Annotated in this window: 18 protein-coding genes; 13 read left to right on the forward strand and 5 right to left on the reverse strand. The window is 60.4% G+C overall.

Annotation, left to right across the window (positions count from 1 at the left end; genetic code table 11):
• Window positions 1-44: 44 nt before the first annotated feature.
• The 5 genes from LOY70_RS09910 to LOY70_RS09930 all read right to left on the reverse strand — a co-directional run bounded on the left by LOY70_RS09910 (window position 45) and on the right by LOY70_RS09930 (window position 2,752).
• The gene (locus tag LOY70_RS09910) at window positions 45-371 is read right to left on the reverse strand and encodes a pyocin activator PrtN family protein (protein WP_265035895.1); all 327 of its coding nucleotides are present in this window, start codon (window positions 369-371) and stop codon (window positions 45-47) included.
• Window positions 368-772 (reverse strand): hypothetical protein, encoded by a 405-nt coding sequence (locus tag LOY70_RS09915; protein WP_265035897.1) that lies wholly within the window; start codon window positions 770-772, stop codon window positions 368-370. Before LOY70_RS09915 ends, LOY70_RS09910 begins: the two co-directional genes overlap by 4 nt.
• 140 nt (window positions 773-912) lie before the next feature.
• Window positions 913-1,197: a phage antirepressor KilAC domain-containing protein gene (locus tag LOY70_RS09920; RefSeq protein WP_265035899.1), complete on the reverse strand. Its 285-nt coding sequence runs from the start codon at window positions 1,195-1,197 to the stop codon at window positions 913-915.
• Window positions 1,198-1,207: 10 nt separating this feature from the next.
• Complete coding sequence (locus LOY70_RS09925; RefSeq protein ID WP_265035901.1) at window positions 1,208-1,792, reverse strand: hypothetical protein; 585 nt, start codon at window positions 1,790-1,792, stop codon at window positions 1,208-1,210.
• Window positions 1,793-2,041: 249 nt separating this feature from the next.
• Window positions 2,042-2,752, reverse strand: a complete 711-nt coding sequence (locus LOY70_RS09930; protein WP_265035903.1) for an XRE family transcriptional regulator — start codon at window positions 2,750-2,752, stop codon at window positions 2,042-2,044.
• A gap of 102 nt (window positions 2,753-2,854) precedes the next feature.
• Between LOY70_RS09930 and LOY70_RS09935 the strand changes: the two genes are divergently transcribed.
• From LOY70_RS09935 to LOY70_RS09995, 13 genes are all read left to right on the forward strand, one after another.
• Window positions 2,855-3,079: a helix-turn-helix transcriptional regulator gene (locus tag LOY70_RS09935; RefSeq protein ID WP_265035905.1), complete on the forward strand. Its 225-nt coding sequence runs from the start codon at window positions 2,855-2,857 to the stop codon at window positions 3,077-3,079.
• Window positions 3,080-3,407: 328 nt separating this feature from the next.
• The gene (locus LOY70_RS09940; protein WP_181289207.1) at window positions 3,408-3,926 is read left to right on the forward strand and encodes a phage regulatory CII family protein; all 519 of its coding nucleotides are present in this window, start codon (window positions 3,408-3,410) and stop codon (window positions 3,924-3,926) included.
• Window positions 3,919-4,146, forward strand: a complete 228-nt coding sequence (locus LOY70_RS09945) for a TraR/DksA family transcriptional regulator (protein WP_014339657.1) — start codon at window positions 3,919-3,921, stop codon at window positions 4,144-4,146. The genes LOY70_RS09940 and LOY70_RS09945 overlap by 8 nt, the downstream gene beginning before the upstream one ends.
• Window positions 4,136-6,355 carry a VapE domain-containing protein gene (locus LOY70_RS09950; RefSeq protein ID WP_265035910.1) on the forward strand — a complete coding sequence of 740 codons (2,220 nt, stop codon included), beginning with the start codon at window positions 4,136-4,138 and terminating at the stop codon, window positions 6,353-6,355. Before LOY70_RS09945 ends, LOY70_RS09950 begins: the two co-directional genes overlap by 11 nt.
• Window positions 6,348-6,707 (forward strand): hypothetical protein, encoded by a 360-nt coding sequence (locus LOY70_RS09955; protein WP_072348339.1) that lies wholly within the window; start codon window positions 6,348-6,350, stop codon window positions 6,705-6,707. The genes LOY70_RS09950 and LOY70_RS09955 overlap by 8 nt, the downstream gene beginning before the upstream one ends.
• Before the next feature lie 512 nt (window positions 6,708-7,219).
• Window positions 7,220-7,564 (forward strand): phage holin family protein, encoded by a 345-nt coding sequence (locus tag LOY70_RS09960; protein ID WP_265035914.1) that lies wholly within the window; start codon window positions 7,220-7,222, stop codon window positions 7,562-7,564.
• A gap of 147 nt (window positions 7,565-7,711) precedes the next feature.
• The gene (locus LOY70_RS09965) at window positions 7,712-8,314 is read left to right on the forward strand and encodes a terminase small subunit (RefSeq protein ID WP_265035916.1); all 603 of its coding nucleotides are present in this window, start codon (window positions 7,712-7,714) and stop codon (window positions 8,312-8,314) included.
• A 4-nt stretch (window positions 8,315-8,318) separates the two neighbouring features.
• Entirely contained in the window at window positions 8,319-10,331 is a 2,013-nt protein-coding gene (locus LOY70_RS09970; protein WP_265035918.1) for a phage terminase large subunit family protein, read from the forward strand.
• 1 nt (window position 10,332) lies between these two features.
• On the forward strand, window positions 10,333-10,539 hold the full coding sequence (locus LOY70_RS09975) for a phage head-tail joining protein (protein ID WP_265035920.1): 207 nt from the start codon (window positions 10,333-10,335) through the stop codon (window positions 10,537-10,539).
• Window positions 10,539-12,020: a phage portal protein gene (locus LOY70_RS09980; RefSeq protein WP_265035922.1), complete on the forward strand. Its 1,482-nt coding sequence runs from the start codon at window positions 10,539-10,541 to the stop codon at window positions 12,018-12,020. Before LOY70_RS09975 ends, LOY70_RS09980 begins: the two co-directional genes overlap by 1 nt.
• A complete protein-coding gene (locus LOY70_RS09985; RefSeq protein WP_265035924.1) occupies window positions 12,017-13,177 on the forward strand; it encodes a head maturation protease, ClpP-related in 1,161 nt (386 codons plus the stop codon). The genes LOY70_RS09980 and LOY70_RS09985 overlap by 4 nt, the downstream gene beginning before the upstream one ends.
• A complete protein-coding gene (locus LOY70_RS09990; protein WP_014339648.1) occupies window positions 13,174-13,518 on the forward strand; it encodes a head decoration protein in 345 nt (114 codons plus the stop codon). The genes LOY70_RS09985 and LOY70_RS09990 overlap by 4 nt, the downstream gene beginning before the upstream one ends.
• Before the next feature lie 61 nt (window positions 13,519-13,579).
• Window positions 13,580-14,575: a major capsid protein gene (locus LOY70_RS09995; RefSeq protein ID WP_123351329.1), complete on the forward strand. Its 996-nt coding sequence runs from the start codon at window positions 13,580-13,582 to the stop codon at window positions 14,573-14,575.

Genomic DNA, 14,575 nt, shown 5'->3' on the forward strand with positions numbered 1-14,575 from the left:
GTGCTCCTGGTGGTGTGGGTGGCTGGTGGTGGCAGCCGTTACGGTTAGGCTTCTTCGGTTGCGTCGGCCTGGGCCTTCGCGTGGACTTCGTCGGCCTTGTAGGCCTGGATATCGATCAGTGCCGCAACGTGGCGGATGTGCGCGTACTTCGGTGCTTTGCGGCTGTTGTCCAGCGTGGTCACGGGCAGTTGAATGCGGCCGCTGGTGATTTCGGCTGCAAACGACTGCTCGTTGAGGTTGCGGAAGTACTGCACACGCAGCTTTTCGAGGGGGATAAGCACGTCGCCGAAGGTGCGATACAGCAGCTCGACGGTGGCCGGGTCTGGTGCTGACAACAGCCGCAGCGGTTGCTGGTCGGTGTGTGGGCTCATTTGGCCCCCGTCCTGCAGTGGTCATTGATGTCGTTTTTAAGGGAGCGCAGTGCTTCCTCCGCGGAACTGCCATAACCTGCAAGGCAGGTGATGCCGCTACCGAATCCTTCATGGTTATGGATGGACACTGAAACATGTACCGGTATTCTGTTCGACAGGCGGATCGATGTGGAGACTGAGCTGGTAGGGCTTAGGGATTCAGCGTCAAGCTGGGTTGCGATAAGCGATACAGCGGCATGCAGCTCCGGCAGGCTTGCCAAAGATGGTGTCGGCGAGTCAACGGTTATTCCTGCAGCACTACACACCAGTTGAGCGAAGCCTTGGATATGTTCAACAGTCCGGTTGGTCGCCTTGATCGAGAGCAGCTCATTAAGCGCATGATCAATCAGTTTGTGGTCCATGGTTTTTCTTCCTTTGGGGATGATTCCAGGCATTGAGGCAGTGGCGTTTGGTCAGCTCGCGCAGATGCTCCGGCACCTCAAGGAGCGCGGCGTTGCGCTCCTCTCGGGTGCGTAGGGCGATGATCTGGCGGGCGTATTCCCTAGGCCACGTCACGGTTGTCTGCCGGGATGGCAGGAAGGTCGAGGCCCAATTGCTCTGCTAGCCAGGGGATGCCGGCCTGCCGGACGCGTGTCGATTGGCTGTACTGCATGCCCAGCGTGTCGTGGTACCAGTTGCTGTCCTTGACCCGAAGGTATTCACGGTCGCGGACGGGGAACGTCGGCAGGTTGCGGTCGGTGAGCAGCCCCTTTTCACGCATGAGCTTGATCAGGGCGGGGCGAGTCAGGCCAAAGTGTTTGGCGGTCTTTTCGAGATTGCGCTCCATGTCAGCCCTCCTATGCTGCGTGCGCGGCGGGTGTTGCCAGCGCAGCCAGGTGGTTGATGGATTCGCAAACCTGCTCGTACATCTCGGCGTCAGTGCCGCACACGGTGAAGCACTTGGTGCACGGGCTTTTAACGCCGATGCTCATGACTACGGTGATGCCCGAACGTGTACGTGTCCGGTGCACCGCGAGCCGGATTGGCAGTTCAAAGCCCAGGTCCAGGTCGATAAACCCGCCTGTGGAAACCAGTCTGTAAACCTGTTCCCGCTGCTGGCTACTGAAAGCGCCGTACTCACGTTCAGCATGTCGTTTCGGCTGGGGTTCGCCTGCCAGGTCTGAAGGTCCATTAACGACCTCCTCAATGAAGTCGGCGAGCTTCAGGTGTGTTTTTTTGGTGTTGGGCACGGTCAGCGTGTGACGCTCTGAGCCCAGCTCAACGGTGAAGGTATTGTCAGTCTTGTTGCGTTCAACTTTCAACCGAAACGCCAACACATCGCGTCGATATAGGCGTCGAAGGGTGTGATTGAAAGTCCCGCTTAGGTTCACCTGGGCGCTGAGCAATGTCAGTGTGCGGTTGTCGATCAGGAATTTGCTCATGCTGCCCGACCTCCGTCGTTTGGATCGAAGGAAGTCGGTGCGGTACGGGCATGTTGCTTGGGTTTTGACGGGATGAAGGTGCAGCCGTAGATGCGGGCCAAGCGCCTTACTTCGAAGATCCGGGATAGGTCGGCAACGGCCGGATGGACGTGCAGGGATGCTGTGGTGTGCATGGTTTTGCCTCGCTCTGTGGTGGAAGAGTGAGGCAAATATCACGTGTCGTGTTGCACAAGTCAACACGTATTGTGATTATTTTTTGGGTTCGTGAGTGAACCGTGATGATTTGAGGATGCCGCCGACGAGGTGCACTTTCATCACTTCATGCTGATCCAGGTGCAAGGGGCTGTGGTCCTGGTTAACACTGTCAAATCTATACACCCCGTCTCGCAGATAGATGTACTCCTTGATCATTGAGCGACCGTCATAGGTCTGCACCATGACCTCATCGCCAGTCACATAGGCTTTATTCGGCTCTATGAGCACGTACTCACCGCTTTTGATTCTCGGATGCATGCTGTCGCCGATGACCCTCAAGCCATAAGCATTTGGGTCATCACTGAAAATATGTAGATAGCCATCGCCATGGCCCACCGGGAAATCCAAGGCTTCAAAATACCCATCCATCCCTAGTTTCGCTGTGCCTACCACGGGCACCACTCCTGTCTTGGCTGGGCCTATCAGCCTTGCCGTTCCATCTGAAGAGTCCGACACAGTTGTCGACGCATCTTCAGGTTCTGCAGAAGCCTGCTGTGTTGAGTTCGTGCCGCTTATGAGTTCAGCAACCGTCACCCCTAACGCAGGGGCCAAGAGAGCAAGATCCATCAGATTCGGCTCCCTGAGATCGCTCTCATAGTTGCCTATTCGAGATTGAGACGACCAGCCGCAGACCTCCGCTAAAGCCTTCTGGCTGATGCGTTTCTGTTTTCTGAGTCGCTTGATGCGTGAGCCTAAAGTATCCATGTGGATTTTTTATCACGTAATGAAATATATTTTTCTCACTTATCGTGTTGAGTAAATCACGTAATGTGTTTATTCTCTGCGCTGACTAGAGGAGTCAATTCCATGAATAACATTGCTCGCCTTAGGAAAGAGGCACAAATAAAGCAAAGAGACCTCGGGCAGGTCTTGGGTTGGACGCAGGCCCGTTTGAGTAACTACGAGTCGGGTAACCGGATGCCTGGATTGAGTGATTGTCGTGCCATAACGGCCGCACTGAATCGACTAGGGGCTAGCTGCACGCTTGATGATGTGTTTCCCCCGGAGCCTGTCCTGGCACGCGCAGCTTAGAAAAAAGGCGACCCAAAGGTCGCCCAGTTCCTCCCGGCACGCACCACCACAGCGCTGCCGGGTCGCGATAAAGGTAGGCGGGCACACCACATGCAAACCACCTCTCTTTATCGCGCTTTCCCAGGGCTCGGAAGCCTTGGTGTTGCTGCCTTTTCCACCACAGATTGGGCGGCTGTTGCGCCAGGGGTGAACAAAGGATTGTTCGTCCCGGCACGGTGCCGGTGTTGATCCCTAAGATCTAGCCGGCGTTTGGGCCCTTTCAAGCCACGCGGCAAATGTATCACCACTGCATGTCGCGCGGCACTGGCAACTTTCAAGGATTAATGCCATGAGCCGAATCGCTCTGAGTTGCGTCGAACGAGCACAGCGGGAAGTCCTGCCGCTCGATCTGGCGCTTTACCATGCCGCACGGGACTATCCGGGCGGCGCCGCTGCAATCGCCGCCACCACCGGCCGCAACCCCACCACCCTGCAGCACAAGCTATCCCCCACGCACCCTAGCCACTCGGTGAATATCCAAGAGTTTGGCGAGATCCTCGAACTGACCAAGGACAGACGCATCCTGGATGCGGTGCATGCCTTGGTCGGCGATACGATCTGGCATGAGCTGTCGGAGGTGTACACCACTGACATGCCGGAAACCCTGACCGTCGGCCTCGCCGAGTATTTCCGGCAGGTGGCTGATCTGGCCGATACCTGGGCCAAGAGCATTGGCGATGGTGTGGTTAGCGATCACGAGCTTGCAGCGATTCGCCTGCAGGTGTTTCGAGGTATCCAGGGGCTGCTGGGCTTGTTCAACCGCGCCACGTACGTCAACCAAACAACGCGGGGTGATGGCCGTGGCTGATATTGCTGATTTCGCCAATGACCTGGTGCAGGAGCGAATCGATCAGGCGCTTGCTGCTCGCAGTGCGTTCAAGCCGGCGTTGCCTGGGCATTCCTTGTTGTTCTGTGAAAGCTGTGACGATCCGATCCCTGAGGCGCGGCGATTGGCCCAGCAGGGATGCACGCAGTGTGTGAACTGTCAGTCCATCGATGAGATGCGGGAGGCTCGTCATGCTCGATGACGTGCTGAATCAATTTGCGGACTTCGGTCTGGAGCCCGCGCAACCGCTGATTTACGGCAAGCTGACTCGATGCAAGACCGCCCTGGATAAAGGCAAAGAGAAAAACGGCTGGTACGTTCTACACGAGCACCACACCGAGAAGGGCGAAACCTTGATCTTCGGTGCGTTCGGCGACTGGCGTACAGGGGAAACGCAAAAGATCAAGGTGAAACCCGGCCGGATGACGCCTGAAGAGCGTGAAGTGATGCGCGCTCGTCAGGAGGAAGCCAAGCGCAAGGCCGCCGAGAAGGCTGCCAACGCTGCCCGTCGAGCGGCTAACCGTGCTGCTGGTTTATTCAAGCGGATGCCCGAGAAAGGCCGTAGCGCCTATCTGGATCGAAAGCAGATCGTGGGCCTGGGCGTTCGTTATGCCCCGCGCTCCGGCGCGGTTTTGGTACCCATGCAAAACGCTCGGGACCAGATCGTCGGGTTGCAAGTGATATTCCCCGAGAAGCAAGAGGAAACCGGCCGCGACAAGTCTTACTGGCCCTATGGGATGGCGAAGGAAGGCGCCTTCCACCTCATTGGTCCGCACCCTGAGCCGGGCGAGCCGGTGCTGGTGTGTGAGGGCTACGCCACCGGGGCAAGCCTGCACATGGCGACCTCGTTAACGGTCGCCATTGCCTTTGATGCGGGCAACCTGATGGTGGTCGCCAAGGTAATGCGCGAGCGGTTCCCGGGGCGTCCACTCATCATCTGCCGGGATGATGACTGGAAGACCAAGCGCCCGAATGGCGAGCCTTGGAACCCAGGTGAAGAGAAAGCCAACAACGCGGCAACGGTTATAGGTGGTCAGGTAGTCGGCCCTATCTTTTCGGGGGAACGAGAGGACAAGTGGACTGACTTCAACGACCTCCACTGTGCAGAAGGATTGGAGGCGGTGCGCCGCCAGGTACTGGCGGTGGTCAAGCCACCTGCAGCGGGTGGCTGGAAAGACCAGTTAGCCCGTACAGAAAACGGCATGTTGATCGCGCACATGCAAAACGTAGAGCTGATCCTGGGCAACGATGAACGTTGGTCCGGTGTGATTGGCTTCAGTGCGTTCAGCTCCAAGATCGTCAAGCTGCGTGCTGCCCCGTATGGCGGCGGTGTTGGCGATTGGGCTGATATAGATGACATGTTGGTCATGAAGTGGCTCGCGCAACAGTACAACCTGCGGGTAAAGGCGAGCAGCGTTATTGAGGCTGTCAGTGTTGTTGCACATGACCATGCCTTTCATCCTGTACGCGATTACCTCAACGGCCTTGAATGGGATCGGGTGCCACGGCTGGACACATGGTTGACGGACATCATGGGTGTTGCCCCTTCGGACTACAGCTCGAAGGTCGGTAAGCGCTGGATGGTGTCGGCGGTCGGCCGGGTGATGCAGCCGGGCTGCAAGGCTGACTCGGTGATGATCCTCGAAGGCGCACAGGGCGCCGGTAAATCCACGGCCATGTCGGTGCTGGGTGGTGCCTGGTTTATGGATACCCCCTTCGCCTTGGGCGACAAGGATGGGTTCCAGGCGATTCGCGGCAAGTGGATCGTTGAACTGGGGGAGCTGGATAGCTTCAACAAGGCCGAGTCCACCAAGGCAAAGCAGTTCTTCTCGGCCTCGACCGACACCTACCGCGAGAGCTATGGCCGTAGAACGATGGACGTGCCACGCCAGTGTGTTTTCGTGGGTACGACGAACCAGGACGAATACCTGAAGGACGCCACGGGGAACCGGCGTTATTGGCCGGTCGCTTGTACCAAAGTGGACCTGGAGCAACTGCGCGAGATCCGCGACCAACTGTGGGCCGAGGCGATGTTTTGCTATCAGTCCGGCGATATCTGGTGGGTCAATCGGGAGGAGGCGCCGTTGTTCGCCGAGGCCCAGGAAGAGCGCTTTGTGGTGGATGAGTGGGAAGGCCCCATCCTGGCCTGGCTCGAGGAGTCCCAGCTTGGCGAGACGGCAACCGGCACCGACATTCTGCTGGGCGCTTTGAAGCTGGACTACGGACATTGGGGCAAACCTGAACAGATGCGCGTTGGAGCGATCATGCATCGGTTGGGTTGGCGCAAGGTCCGGCTACCCGCATTGCCTAAGAGCGGCGTCCGGCCCTGGGGATACAAGAAGCCACAAGATTGGGGCAGGGCATCGAACCTGAAAGTGCAGCCGGTCGAGGAGCCATGTTTCGATGATTAAGGAGATCGATGCGCGGCTGCGCAAATGGGCCGAGGATCTGCATTGCGGCCTGAGTGCCGGCGGGCTCGCCGGTGGGAACATGGTCGCCATGATGATGGAGAGCAATGGGCAGTTGATTCGAGGCCGGCGTGCGTTCCGGGCACCCTTGGAGGGTTCGCTAGATATCGAGCTGATCGTGACCAAGCATCTCGACCCCCTGCATGTGCAAATCGTGCGAGAGCACTACTGCAACCAGGACTCGGACATGCGCTTGAAGTATGCCCACTGCGGCTGCGGGCGCGACACCTACTACCAGCGTCTGCATGACGCGCATCTGTGCATCTATGGGCTGTTGATGGGGATCGCTGCTTGATCCTTTCTGCGTCCGTGGCTGTCCGACCGGCTCGCCTTGTCCCACTGTTGTTTGATGCAGTTGGACTAGCGCGGGCCGCGCTGTTGTTGGTCTGTCCTACTGTCCAACCCTCCCACACGTCCCGCCCATGTGTGAGCGTAGCGGGAGCGCATACGCGCCCATGGCGCGCACGCGTGTTCTTAGCTTTTTCTCTTTACGGGAGAGAGGAGAAAATAAAGTAGGACAGTGGGGCAGGCCCCGATTCTAGGCGCCTGTAGCTGTCCTACTTCGACCTGAGATAGTGGGACAGGAAGGACAGCGCCCCAGGCGCTGGAGGCCGAAATAAAGATATTCGCCGACATTGCCTAGGCGTTCACCAGACATTCACCGGGTGGCATTAAAAGGGGCTTGCTGCCACCGGAATCGACCTGTAAAAAGTACTCATCTTCGATAGGTGCGACCGCATAAAGCGGGAGGCACCACACACCAAACCCGGCCCTTGCGCCGGGTTTTTGCGTTTAAGGGGCGGGGCAATGACGAGCGAGCAGCAAGCACTGGCAGAGATGCCGATCTGGTTAGTAATTCTCCTGGCTTTGGTCGGTGGCGTATCGGGGGAGATGTGGCGGGCCGACAAAGACGGGGCGCGGGGCTGGGTGTTGTTGAGGCGCTTGGCGCTGCGGTCCGGGGCCTGCGTTGTCTGCGGGGTGTCAGCGATGATGTTGATGATCGCCGCCGGCATGTCGCTCTGGACGGCAGGGAGCCTGGGCAGCATCACAGCGATGGCCGGTGCCGATGTAGCCATCGGCCTTTACGAACGCTGGGCCGCCAAGCGGCTGGGTATAGCAGAGGCACCGCCGGCCAGTGGTGGCCAGGGATGATTCTGGCGCCGGGGACCCTGGGAACATTCAGGGGGCACGGGATCGCAAACCCGCGGGAAAGCGTTAGCGGCAGGGTTGTCAGCTTACTGAAATTCAACCCGTTGAAATTGAAAGGTCTGCATTGAAAAGCCGTTGAAAGGAGGGCTCATGACAGAACCACAGTACCTGTCGAAGAGCGCCTTCGCGGCCCGGATCGGCAGGGCGCCGAGTTACATCACCTGGTTGAAAAACAACAACCGGCTGGTGCTCAGTGCCGACGGCAAACAAGTCGATGTTCAGGCCAGCGAAGCGTTGATTCGCGACACCGCCGACCCGAGCAAAGCCGCCGTCGCCGAGCGTCACCAGCAGGACCGGATCCAGCGCGACGTGTACGGCCAGCTTTCAACTTCGGTTGAGCCGACTCCCACGGCTGCGCCGCCGCCCGCGAACACCCCTGCGGGGCAGCTCCCGGATTTCCAGAAAGCCCGCGCACTACGCGAGCACAACCTGGCTCAGCTCGCGGAAATCGAGCTGCACAAAGCCAAGGGATCGCTGGTCGCATTGCCCGCTGTGAAATTGGGTGCCTACAACGCTGGCCGCCTCCTGCGCGATCAGCTGTTCGGCATGCCGCCACAGCTGGCGCCGGAGCTGGCGGTCATGACCGACCCCTGGGAAATCGAAAAGCACCTGACGGCGGCCTTGCGCCGCACGCTGGAGGACGCGGAGCGCCTGTCCTCGGCGGACCTTGAACACGCCCTGAACACGAGTTGAGCCTATGCCCACGGAAATCCCTGACGGTGCAGAGGTGTACCGCGAGGCGTATTTCCGTGGGCTGCGTCCCGACCCGGATGTCTGGATCGATGTATGGGCCGACGAGTACATGCGCATCCCGCGTGACACCGGCGCCGCCGAGCCCGGCCAGTACCGCACGTCGCGAACACCGTATGCCCGCGAACCTATGCGTTGCTTGTCACCGGCTCACCCCTGCAAGCGCGTGGTGACTATGGTCGCCTCGCAGTTGATGAAAACCCAGATCGCCTTGAACTGGATCGGCGGCCTGATCCATATGGCGCCGTCGAACATCCTGACTCTGCTGCCTAGCCTGGGCTTGGCGAAGCGGGTCTCCTCGCGCATTGGCAAGACCATCAAGGCTACGCCGGTCCTGCGTGAACGGGTGGCCTCCAGCCGCTCGCGAGACTCACGCAATACCATGGACACCAAGGAGTTCGAAGGCGGTTCGCTGTACGTCACCACAGCCGGCTCGGCGGCCAACCTTTCGGAGTTGTCGGCGCGCTACGTCTACGGCGACGAGATCGACCGCTGGGAAGTGGACATCGGCGAGGAAGGTGACCCCATCGAGCTGGCGGAAACGCGGGGCAGTACGTTCGGTCGCAATGCGAAGTTCTACTTCTCCAGTTCTCCAACCATCAAAGGTGCCTCGCGGATCTCCGACCTGTTCGAGGGCAGCGACCAGCGTCACTACTACGTGCCGTGCCCCACCTGCGGCCACATGCAGACCCTGGAATGGGAACGCCTGCACTACTCGCGGGACTTCAGCGTGGTGCACTACCAGTGCGCAGGCCCTGATTGTGACGTGCTGATCGAGGAGTACCACAAGGCCGAGATGCTCGCCAAAGGCGAATGGCGTGCCCATGCCGAGGGTGACGGCGAGACGGTGGGGTTCACCCTCAACGCCTTGTACTCACCGCTCGGCTGGATGGACTGGAAGTCCCTCGCCAAGCAGTTCGAAAAGGCCAAAAAAGCCCAGGCCAAGGGCGACCTTGAACCGATGCAGGTGTTCTACAACACCCGTTTGGCGAAGGTATGGGACAGCGCCCAGGAGCAAACCAAGGCCGATACCCTGAAGCACCGGGCACGCCTGGAAAACTTCACCCTCGGCTCGATGCCGGCTGGCGTGCTCATGATCACCGGCGCCGTTGACGTCCAGGCCAACCGCCTGGAGTTCATGGCGATGGGCTGGGGCGTCGGCATGGAGCGCTGGGTCATTGACTATCAGATTGTCGCAGGCGACCCGGCTGACGACCGCACCTGGGCTGCGCTGGACGAGTTGCTGAAGGCCAAGTACCGGCATCCGTGCGGTGTTGGCCTGGGCATTCTGGCGACGGCTGTCGACTCCGGCGGCCATCATACCGACGAGGTCTACCAGTTCTGCCGCGTGCGCCGCTGGCGCAACGTATTCGCCATCAAGGGCGCGAGCAAGCCGGGTAAGCCGGTGATTGCTCAGCGACCATCCATGGTGGACGTGACCTGGAAAGGCCAGACCGAACGCAACGGCGCCGAGCTGTGGTTTGTCGGTACCGACACGGCGAAAGACTGGATCTACAACCGCTACCCGTTCGAGTCCGGCCCGGGCGCGTTGCACTTTGCCAGTGACCTGCCGGACGACTTCTTCGCGCAGTGCGTAGCTGAACGTAAGGTCGCCCGCTACGTGCGGGGTCACAAACGCATCGAATGGGTCAAGGGCAAGGCCGAGCGCAATGAAGCCCTCGACCTGATGGTGTACTGCCTTGCCATGGCGCACTACCTGGGCATCAACCGCTACAAGGAGCACGACTGGGAGCGGGTCCGGCAGGCCCTGGCGCAATCTGGGTTGTTTGATGACGCGCTGGGGATCAAGCCCGTGCAGGGCGAACGAGTCACTCAGTCGGTTCCGGCGGCCATGTCACAACCAGCACCACAGCCTGTTGCTCAAGCGGTTCAACCGCGACCCGCTGCACCAACCCCTCAACGCCGCAGCTCCACCAGCGGCTATCTGAAGAGACGCTGATATGTCCTTTACACAAAAGCACCTCGACGCGGTTGAGGCGGCCATCGCTCGCGGTGAGAAAGTCGTGCGCTACACCGACCGCACCGTGGAGTACCGCACCGTCGACGAGCTGATCAGGGCTCGCGACGAGATCCGCACCTCTCTGGTCAACTCGGCCGGGCCGCGCTCCCGCGTAGTCCGGCTTTATCACGGAGGCAAAGGAGTCTGATGGCCCGACACTATCCGACGCTGAGCCGTAGCGGATTCTTGTTGCCGTCGAACATCAAAGCCAGTTACGAAGGCGCCGGAGAGGGTCGTCGATCCACTGGCTGGGATGCGCCCGACAACGGAATCAACAGCATCAACACACCGGCACTGCGCAACCTGCGCGGCCGGTCACGGGCGGCGGTGCGCAACGACCCGTATGCCTTCAACGTCATCGACAAACGCGTCAGCAACTTGATCGGCACGGGCATCACGCCCAGGCCGAACACCGAAGACAACGCGCTTCGCAAGCTGCTGCAACTGCTATGGGATGACTGGGTAGACGAGTCGGACGCCGATGAACACACCGACTTCTACGGGCAGCAGGCGCTGGTCGCTCGAACCGTCGAGACTTCCGGCGAGTGCTTTGTCCGCCTACGACCACGCAGCCTTGACGAGGGGCTGGCGGTGCCGCTTCAAGTGCAGATCCTCGCGCCGGAGTTCGTGCCCCACGACAAATTCGAGACCACGCGCACCGGCAACGCCATTCGTGCTGGCATCGAGTTCACACCGGATGGCAAGCGGGTGGCCTACTGGATGTACCTGTCGCACCCCCGCGACGGCGTATCGCTGAACGCTGGTTACAACCAGTTGGTGCGGGTGCCGGCATCGCAGGTGCTGCACATCTTCGAACCGGTCGAGCCGGGGCAATTGCGCGGCGTACCGCGCTTGTCTCCTGTACTGAAACGGCTGCGTAGCCTCGATAACTATGACGATGCGGTACTGTTCCGGCAGGAGGTTGCAAACCTGTTCGCCGGATTCATCAGCCGCCCGGCACCGGACTCTGGCCCAGTACCTAGGGATCCCGTAACCGGTGAGCCGCTGAGCTTCGACCGAGACGGCTTCACGCCCATGGTCGCGCTGGAGCCCGGCACCATGCAGGAGCTGGGGCCGGGTGAGGAGGTTGAGTTCTCCAAGCCGCCGGACGCAGGCAACAACTATCCCGACTTCATGCGCCAACAACTGATGGCAGCAGCGGCGGGCACCGGCACGCCATACGAGATCCTCACCGGTGACATGCGTGAAGTGAATGACCGGGCGTTGCGCGTCGTATTGAACGAGTTCCGGCGCCGCTTGGAACAACTGCAGTTTGGCGTGTATGTGCATCAGCTCTGCCGCCCGATCCGTGCTGCCTGGATGGACATGGCGGTCCTGTCCGGTGCCTTGGTGTTGGACGACTACGCCAAACGGCGCCGCGAATACCTGCGCACACGCTGGGTGCCGCAAGGCTGGGCCTACATCCAGCCCGTCCAGGACGTGCAGGCCCGCCGGATGGAAGTGCAGGCCGGCTTCGCCTCGCGCAGCGAAATGGTCACCCGCACCGGTTACGACGCCGAAACCGTCGATGCAGAAAACGCAGCCGACAACGCCAGAGCCCAGGCGCTGGGCCTCAACTACAACACGCACGAAGCCGTCGAGGTTACTGACGACAAGGAGCAACCATGAGCAAACCAGCGCTTCCGCGCATTTACAACAGAGCCGGCCAGCGGGTGAGTGTCCAGGACAAGACCTGGTACGCCATGCAGGAGAGCGGCGAAGCCGAGGAGCGGGTTATCGAGGTGTTCGTCTACGGCGAGATCGGCACCTGGGGCATCACCGCCAATCAGTTCGTACAGGATCTGCGCGCCATGGACGACGGCGTTTCGCCGGTTATCGCCGCATTCAACAGCATCGGCGGCGATTTGTTCGATGGTCTGGCGATGCACAACGCGTTGTCCCGCCTGGGCGAGCGTTGTACCGGCCGGGTCGATGCCCTGGCAGCCAGCGCGGCCAGTGTCGCGGTCTGCGGGGCCCACCGCGTGGTCATCGCCTCCAACGCAATGCTGATGATCCACAACCCATGGACCTACGCGGCAGGGGACGCCGAAGACTTCCGGAAAGTGGCCGACGTCCTGGATCAAACCATGGAGGCCATTATCGCGGCCTACAAGGCCAAGGCGCCGGACATCGACGAAGCCGAGCTTCGGCGCCTGGTGGCGGCTGAAACCTGGCTGACTGCCAACGAAGCAGTGGCCCTCGGGCTGGCCGATGAGGTGGGCGACGGGGTGAAGGTCAAGGCGTGTCTGGGGCAGGGCGCCGTGCTGCAGCGTTACCAGCATGCCCCGGCTGAATTGCTTGCCCAACTGGACGAGCCACCTGAACCGGATATCGAGCTGGAGCCTGAACCTACTGATCCGCCCCAGGATCCTCCTGTGGCGAACTCGGCCAAGCTGGCCCTGATGATCACCCAGCGTTGTACGGCGGACGGCATCAGCAACCTGATTGAGCCGCTGCTCAACTCGACCAAACTGGAAAGCGAGGCCATCGTCCTGGCAGGCTTGGCCCGTGCCAAAGCCGTAAACGATCTCTGCGTTGCCGCACGACTGCCTGAGTTCAGCGCCGAATACGTCGCGGCCGGTTTGGATGCCGCCTCGGTTCGAGCGCGTCTGTTCGACAAGCTGGTGGGCAGCGGCAAAGGCTTCGAGATCGATAACAGCCTACCGCTCAACGCAGATCCGGCCCCGAAGGTCCAGGCCAAACAACCCGACCCCACCTCTATCTGGGCAGCCCGTCAGGCGGCGCAGTCAGGTATCGCTAATACCTCGAAAGGAGCAAGACCATGACCATCAAACTGGAACCGATGCACGCCGGAGAATTCCTCCTGTCCGAGGGGGCCGGGAACATCTCGCGTGAAGCGATCAACGTCGCGGCAGGCCCGGCCTTGAATCCAGGGCAAGTACTCGGGCTGATCACTGCCACGGGCGAGTTCGCCCCTTACGACCCGACAGCTGAAGACGGCACACAAACCGCCGTGGCGATCCTCTTCGGCCCGCTTGGCGAATCCGACGTGGTACGTCGAGCCCGTGCCGTGGTGCGCCTGGCTGAGGTGAGCGAAGTCCACCTGACCGGCCTCGACCCGGATGCTGAAAAAGCCCTAGCCGCGCATTTCTTGATCGTCCGCTGAGTCGATCTCCCTCGTTTCCAAACCCGCTCAGAGCGGGTTTTTTCATTTCTGGAGTGTACCCATGGCCGATATTGCCATTTTTGACGACGAAGCGTTTGCCGTACCGGCGCTCACCGCAGCAATCAACGAACAACCCTATCTGCCGGGCCGTATCAGCAGCCTCGGCCTGTTTCAAGAAGAGGGCGTTGCTACCCTGACAGTGCAAATCGAGAAGGATGGCGACACCCTGGCGCTGGTGCCAGCCGGTGAGCGTGGTACTTCGGGTCTGGTCGTCGGTGCCAGCAAACGCAAGATGATTCCTTTCAACACCGTGCACCTGCCGGAACGCTTCACCATCAAGGCCGATGAGATCCAGGGCATCCGGGCGTTCGGCACCCGCACCGAGTTGCAAGCGGTACAGGACGTCGTGAATACCCGGCTGGCAAAAGCGCGCCGCCAGTTGGATGCCACGCACGAGTTTCAGCGCATGGGCGCACTCAACGGCTTGATTCTGGATGCTGACGGTTCGACACCTTTGTTGGACCTGTATGCCACCTTCGGGGTGTCCCGACAGAAACTGACCATGGGACTGAACGACCCGAGCACCGAACTGCGAGTCAAATGCGGTGAGGCATTGGACATGCAGGAGGACGCGCTGGGTAGCGTCACCAGTACCGGCTCCCGCGCCTTCTGCGGCAAGAACTTCTGGAACAAGCTGATCGTTCACAAGTCGGTCAAGGAAACCTACATCGCCACGCAGCAAGCGGCGGCATTGCGCGGTGACGCTCGGGAGAGTTTTGAGTTCGGCGGCATCGTCTGGGAGCGCTACCGAGGCAAGGTGGCCGGTGTGGCCTTTGTCCACGACGACAAGGCGCTGCTGGTGCCTGAAGGCGTGCCGGACCTGTACATCTCGGTGTTCGCACCGGCTGACTACATGGAAACGGTCAATACCCAGGGTATTCCGTACTACAGCAAGCTGGAGCCGTTGCCGTTCAACAAGGGTGTGGCCGGCGAAGCGCAATCCAACCCGCTGCACCTGTGCTCACGGCCCCGTGCGCAGATCCTGCTGGAACTCTAA

Origin of the sequence: Pseudomonas sp. B21-054, from assembly GCF_026016345.1 — a bacterium.
Lineage (GTDB): Bacteria > Pseudomonadota > Gammaproteobacteria > Pseudomonadales > Pseudomonadaceae > Aquipseudomonas.

Coding starts and splice junctions, on each gene's coding strand:
- LOY70_RS09910 (WP_265035895.1), bottom strand. CDS start 371: ATGAGCCCACACACCGACCAGCAACCGCTGCGGCTGTTGTCAGCACCA.
- LOY70_RS09915 (WP_265035897.1), bottom strand. CDS start 772: ATGGACCACAAACTGATTGATCATGCGCTTAATGAGCTGCTCTCGATC.
- LOY70_RS09920 (WP_265035899.1), bottom strand. CDS start 1,197: ATGGAGCGCAATCTCGAAAAGACCGCCAAACACTTTGGCCTGACTCGC.
- LOY70_RS09925 (WP_265035901.1), bottom strand. CDS start 1,792: ATGAGCAAATTCCTGATCGACAACCGCACACTGACATTGCTCAGCGCC.
- LOY70_RS09930 (WP_265035903.1), bottom strand. CDS start 2,752: ATGGATACTTTAGGCTCACGCATCAAGCGACTCAGAAAACAGAAACGC.
- LOY70_RS09935 (WP_265035905.1), top strand. CDS start 2,855: ATGAATAACATTGCTCGCCTTAGGAAAGAGGCACAAATAAAGCAAAGA.
- LOY70_RS09940 (WP_181289207.1), top strand. CDS start 3,408: ATGAGCCGAATCGCTCTGAGTTGCGTCGAACGAGCACAGCGGGAAGTC.
- LOY70_RS09950 (WP_265035910.1), top strand. CDS start 4,136: ATGCTCGATGACGTGCTGAATCAATTTGCGGACTTCGGTCTGGAGCCC.
- LOY70_RS09955 (WP_072348339.1), top strand. CDS start 6,348: ATGATTAAGGAGATCGATGCGCGGCTGCGCAAATGGGCCGAGGATCTG.
- LOY70_RS09960 (WP_265035914.1), top strand. CDS start 7,220: ATGACGAGCGAGCAGCAAGCACTGGCAGAGATGCCGATCTGGTTAGTA.
- LOY70_RS09965 (WP_265035916.1), top strand. CDS start 7,712: ATGACAGAACCACAGTACCTGTCGAAGAGCGCCTTCGCGGCCCGGATC.
- LOY70_RS09970 (WP_265035918.1), top strand. CDS start 8,319: ATGCCCACGGAAATCCCTGACGGTGCAGAGGTGTACCGCGAGGCGTAT.
- LOY70_RS09975 (WP_265035920.1), top strand. CDS start 10,333: ATGTCCTTTACACAAAAGCACCTCGACGCGGTTGAGGCGGCCATCGCT.
- LOY70_RS09980 (WP_265035922.1), top strand. CDS start 10,539: ATGGCCCGACACTATCCGACGCTGAGCCGTAGCGGATTCTTGTTGCCG.
- LOY70_RS09985 (WP_265035924.1), top strand. CDS start 12,017: ATGAGCAAACCAGCGCTTCCGCGCATTTACAACAGAGCCGGCCAGCGG.
- LOY70_RS09990 (WP_014339648.1), top strand. CDS start 13,174: ATGACCATCAAACTGGAACCGATGCACGCCGGAGAATTCCTCCTGTCC.
- LOY70_RS09995 (WP_123351329.1), top strand. CDS start 13,580: ATGGCCGATATTGCCATTTTTGACGACGAAGCGTTTGCCGTACCGGCG.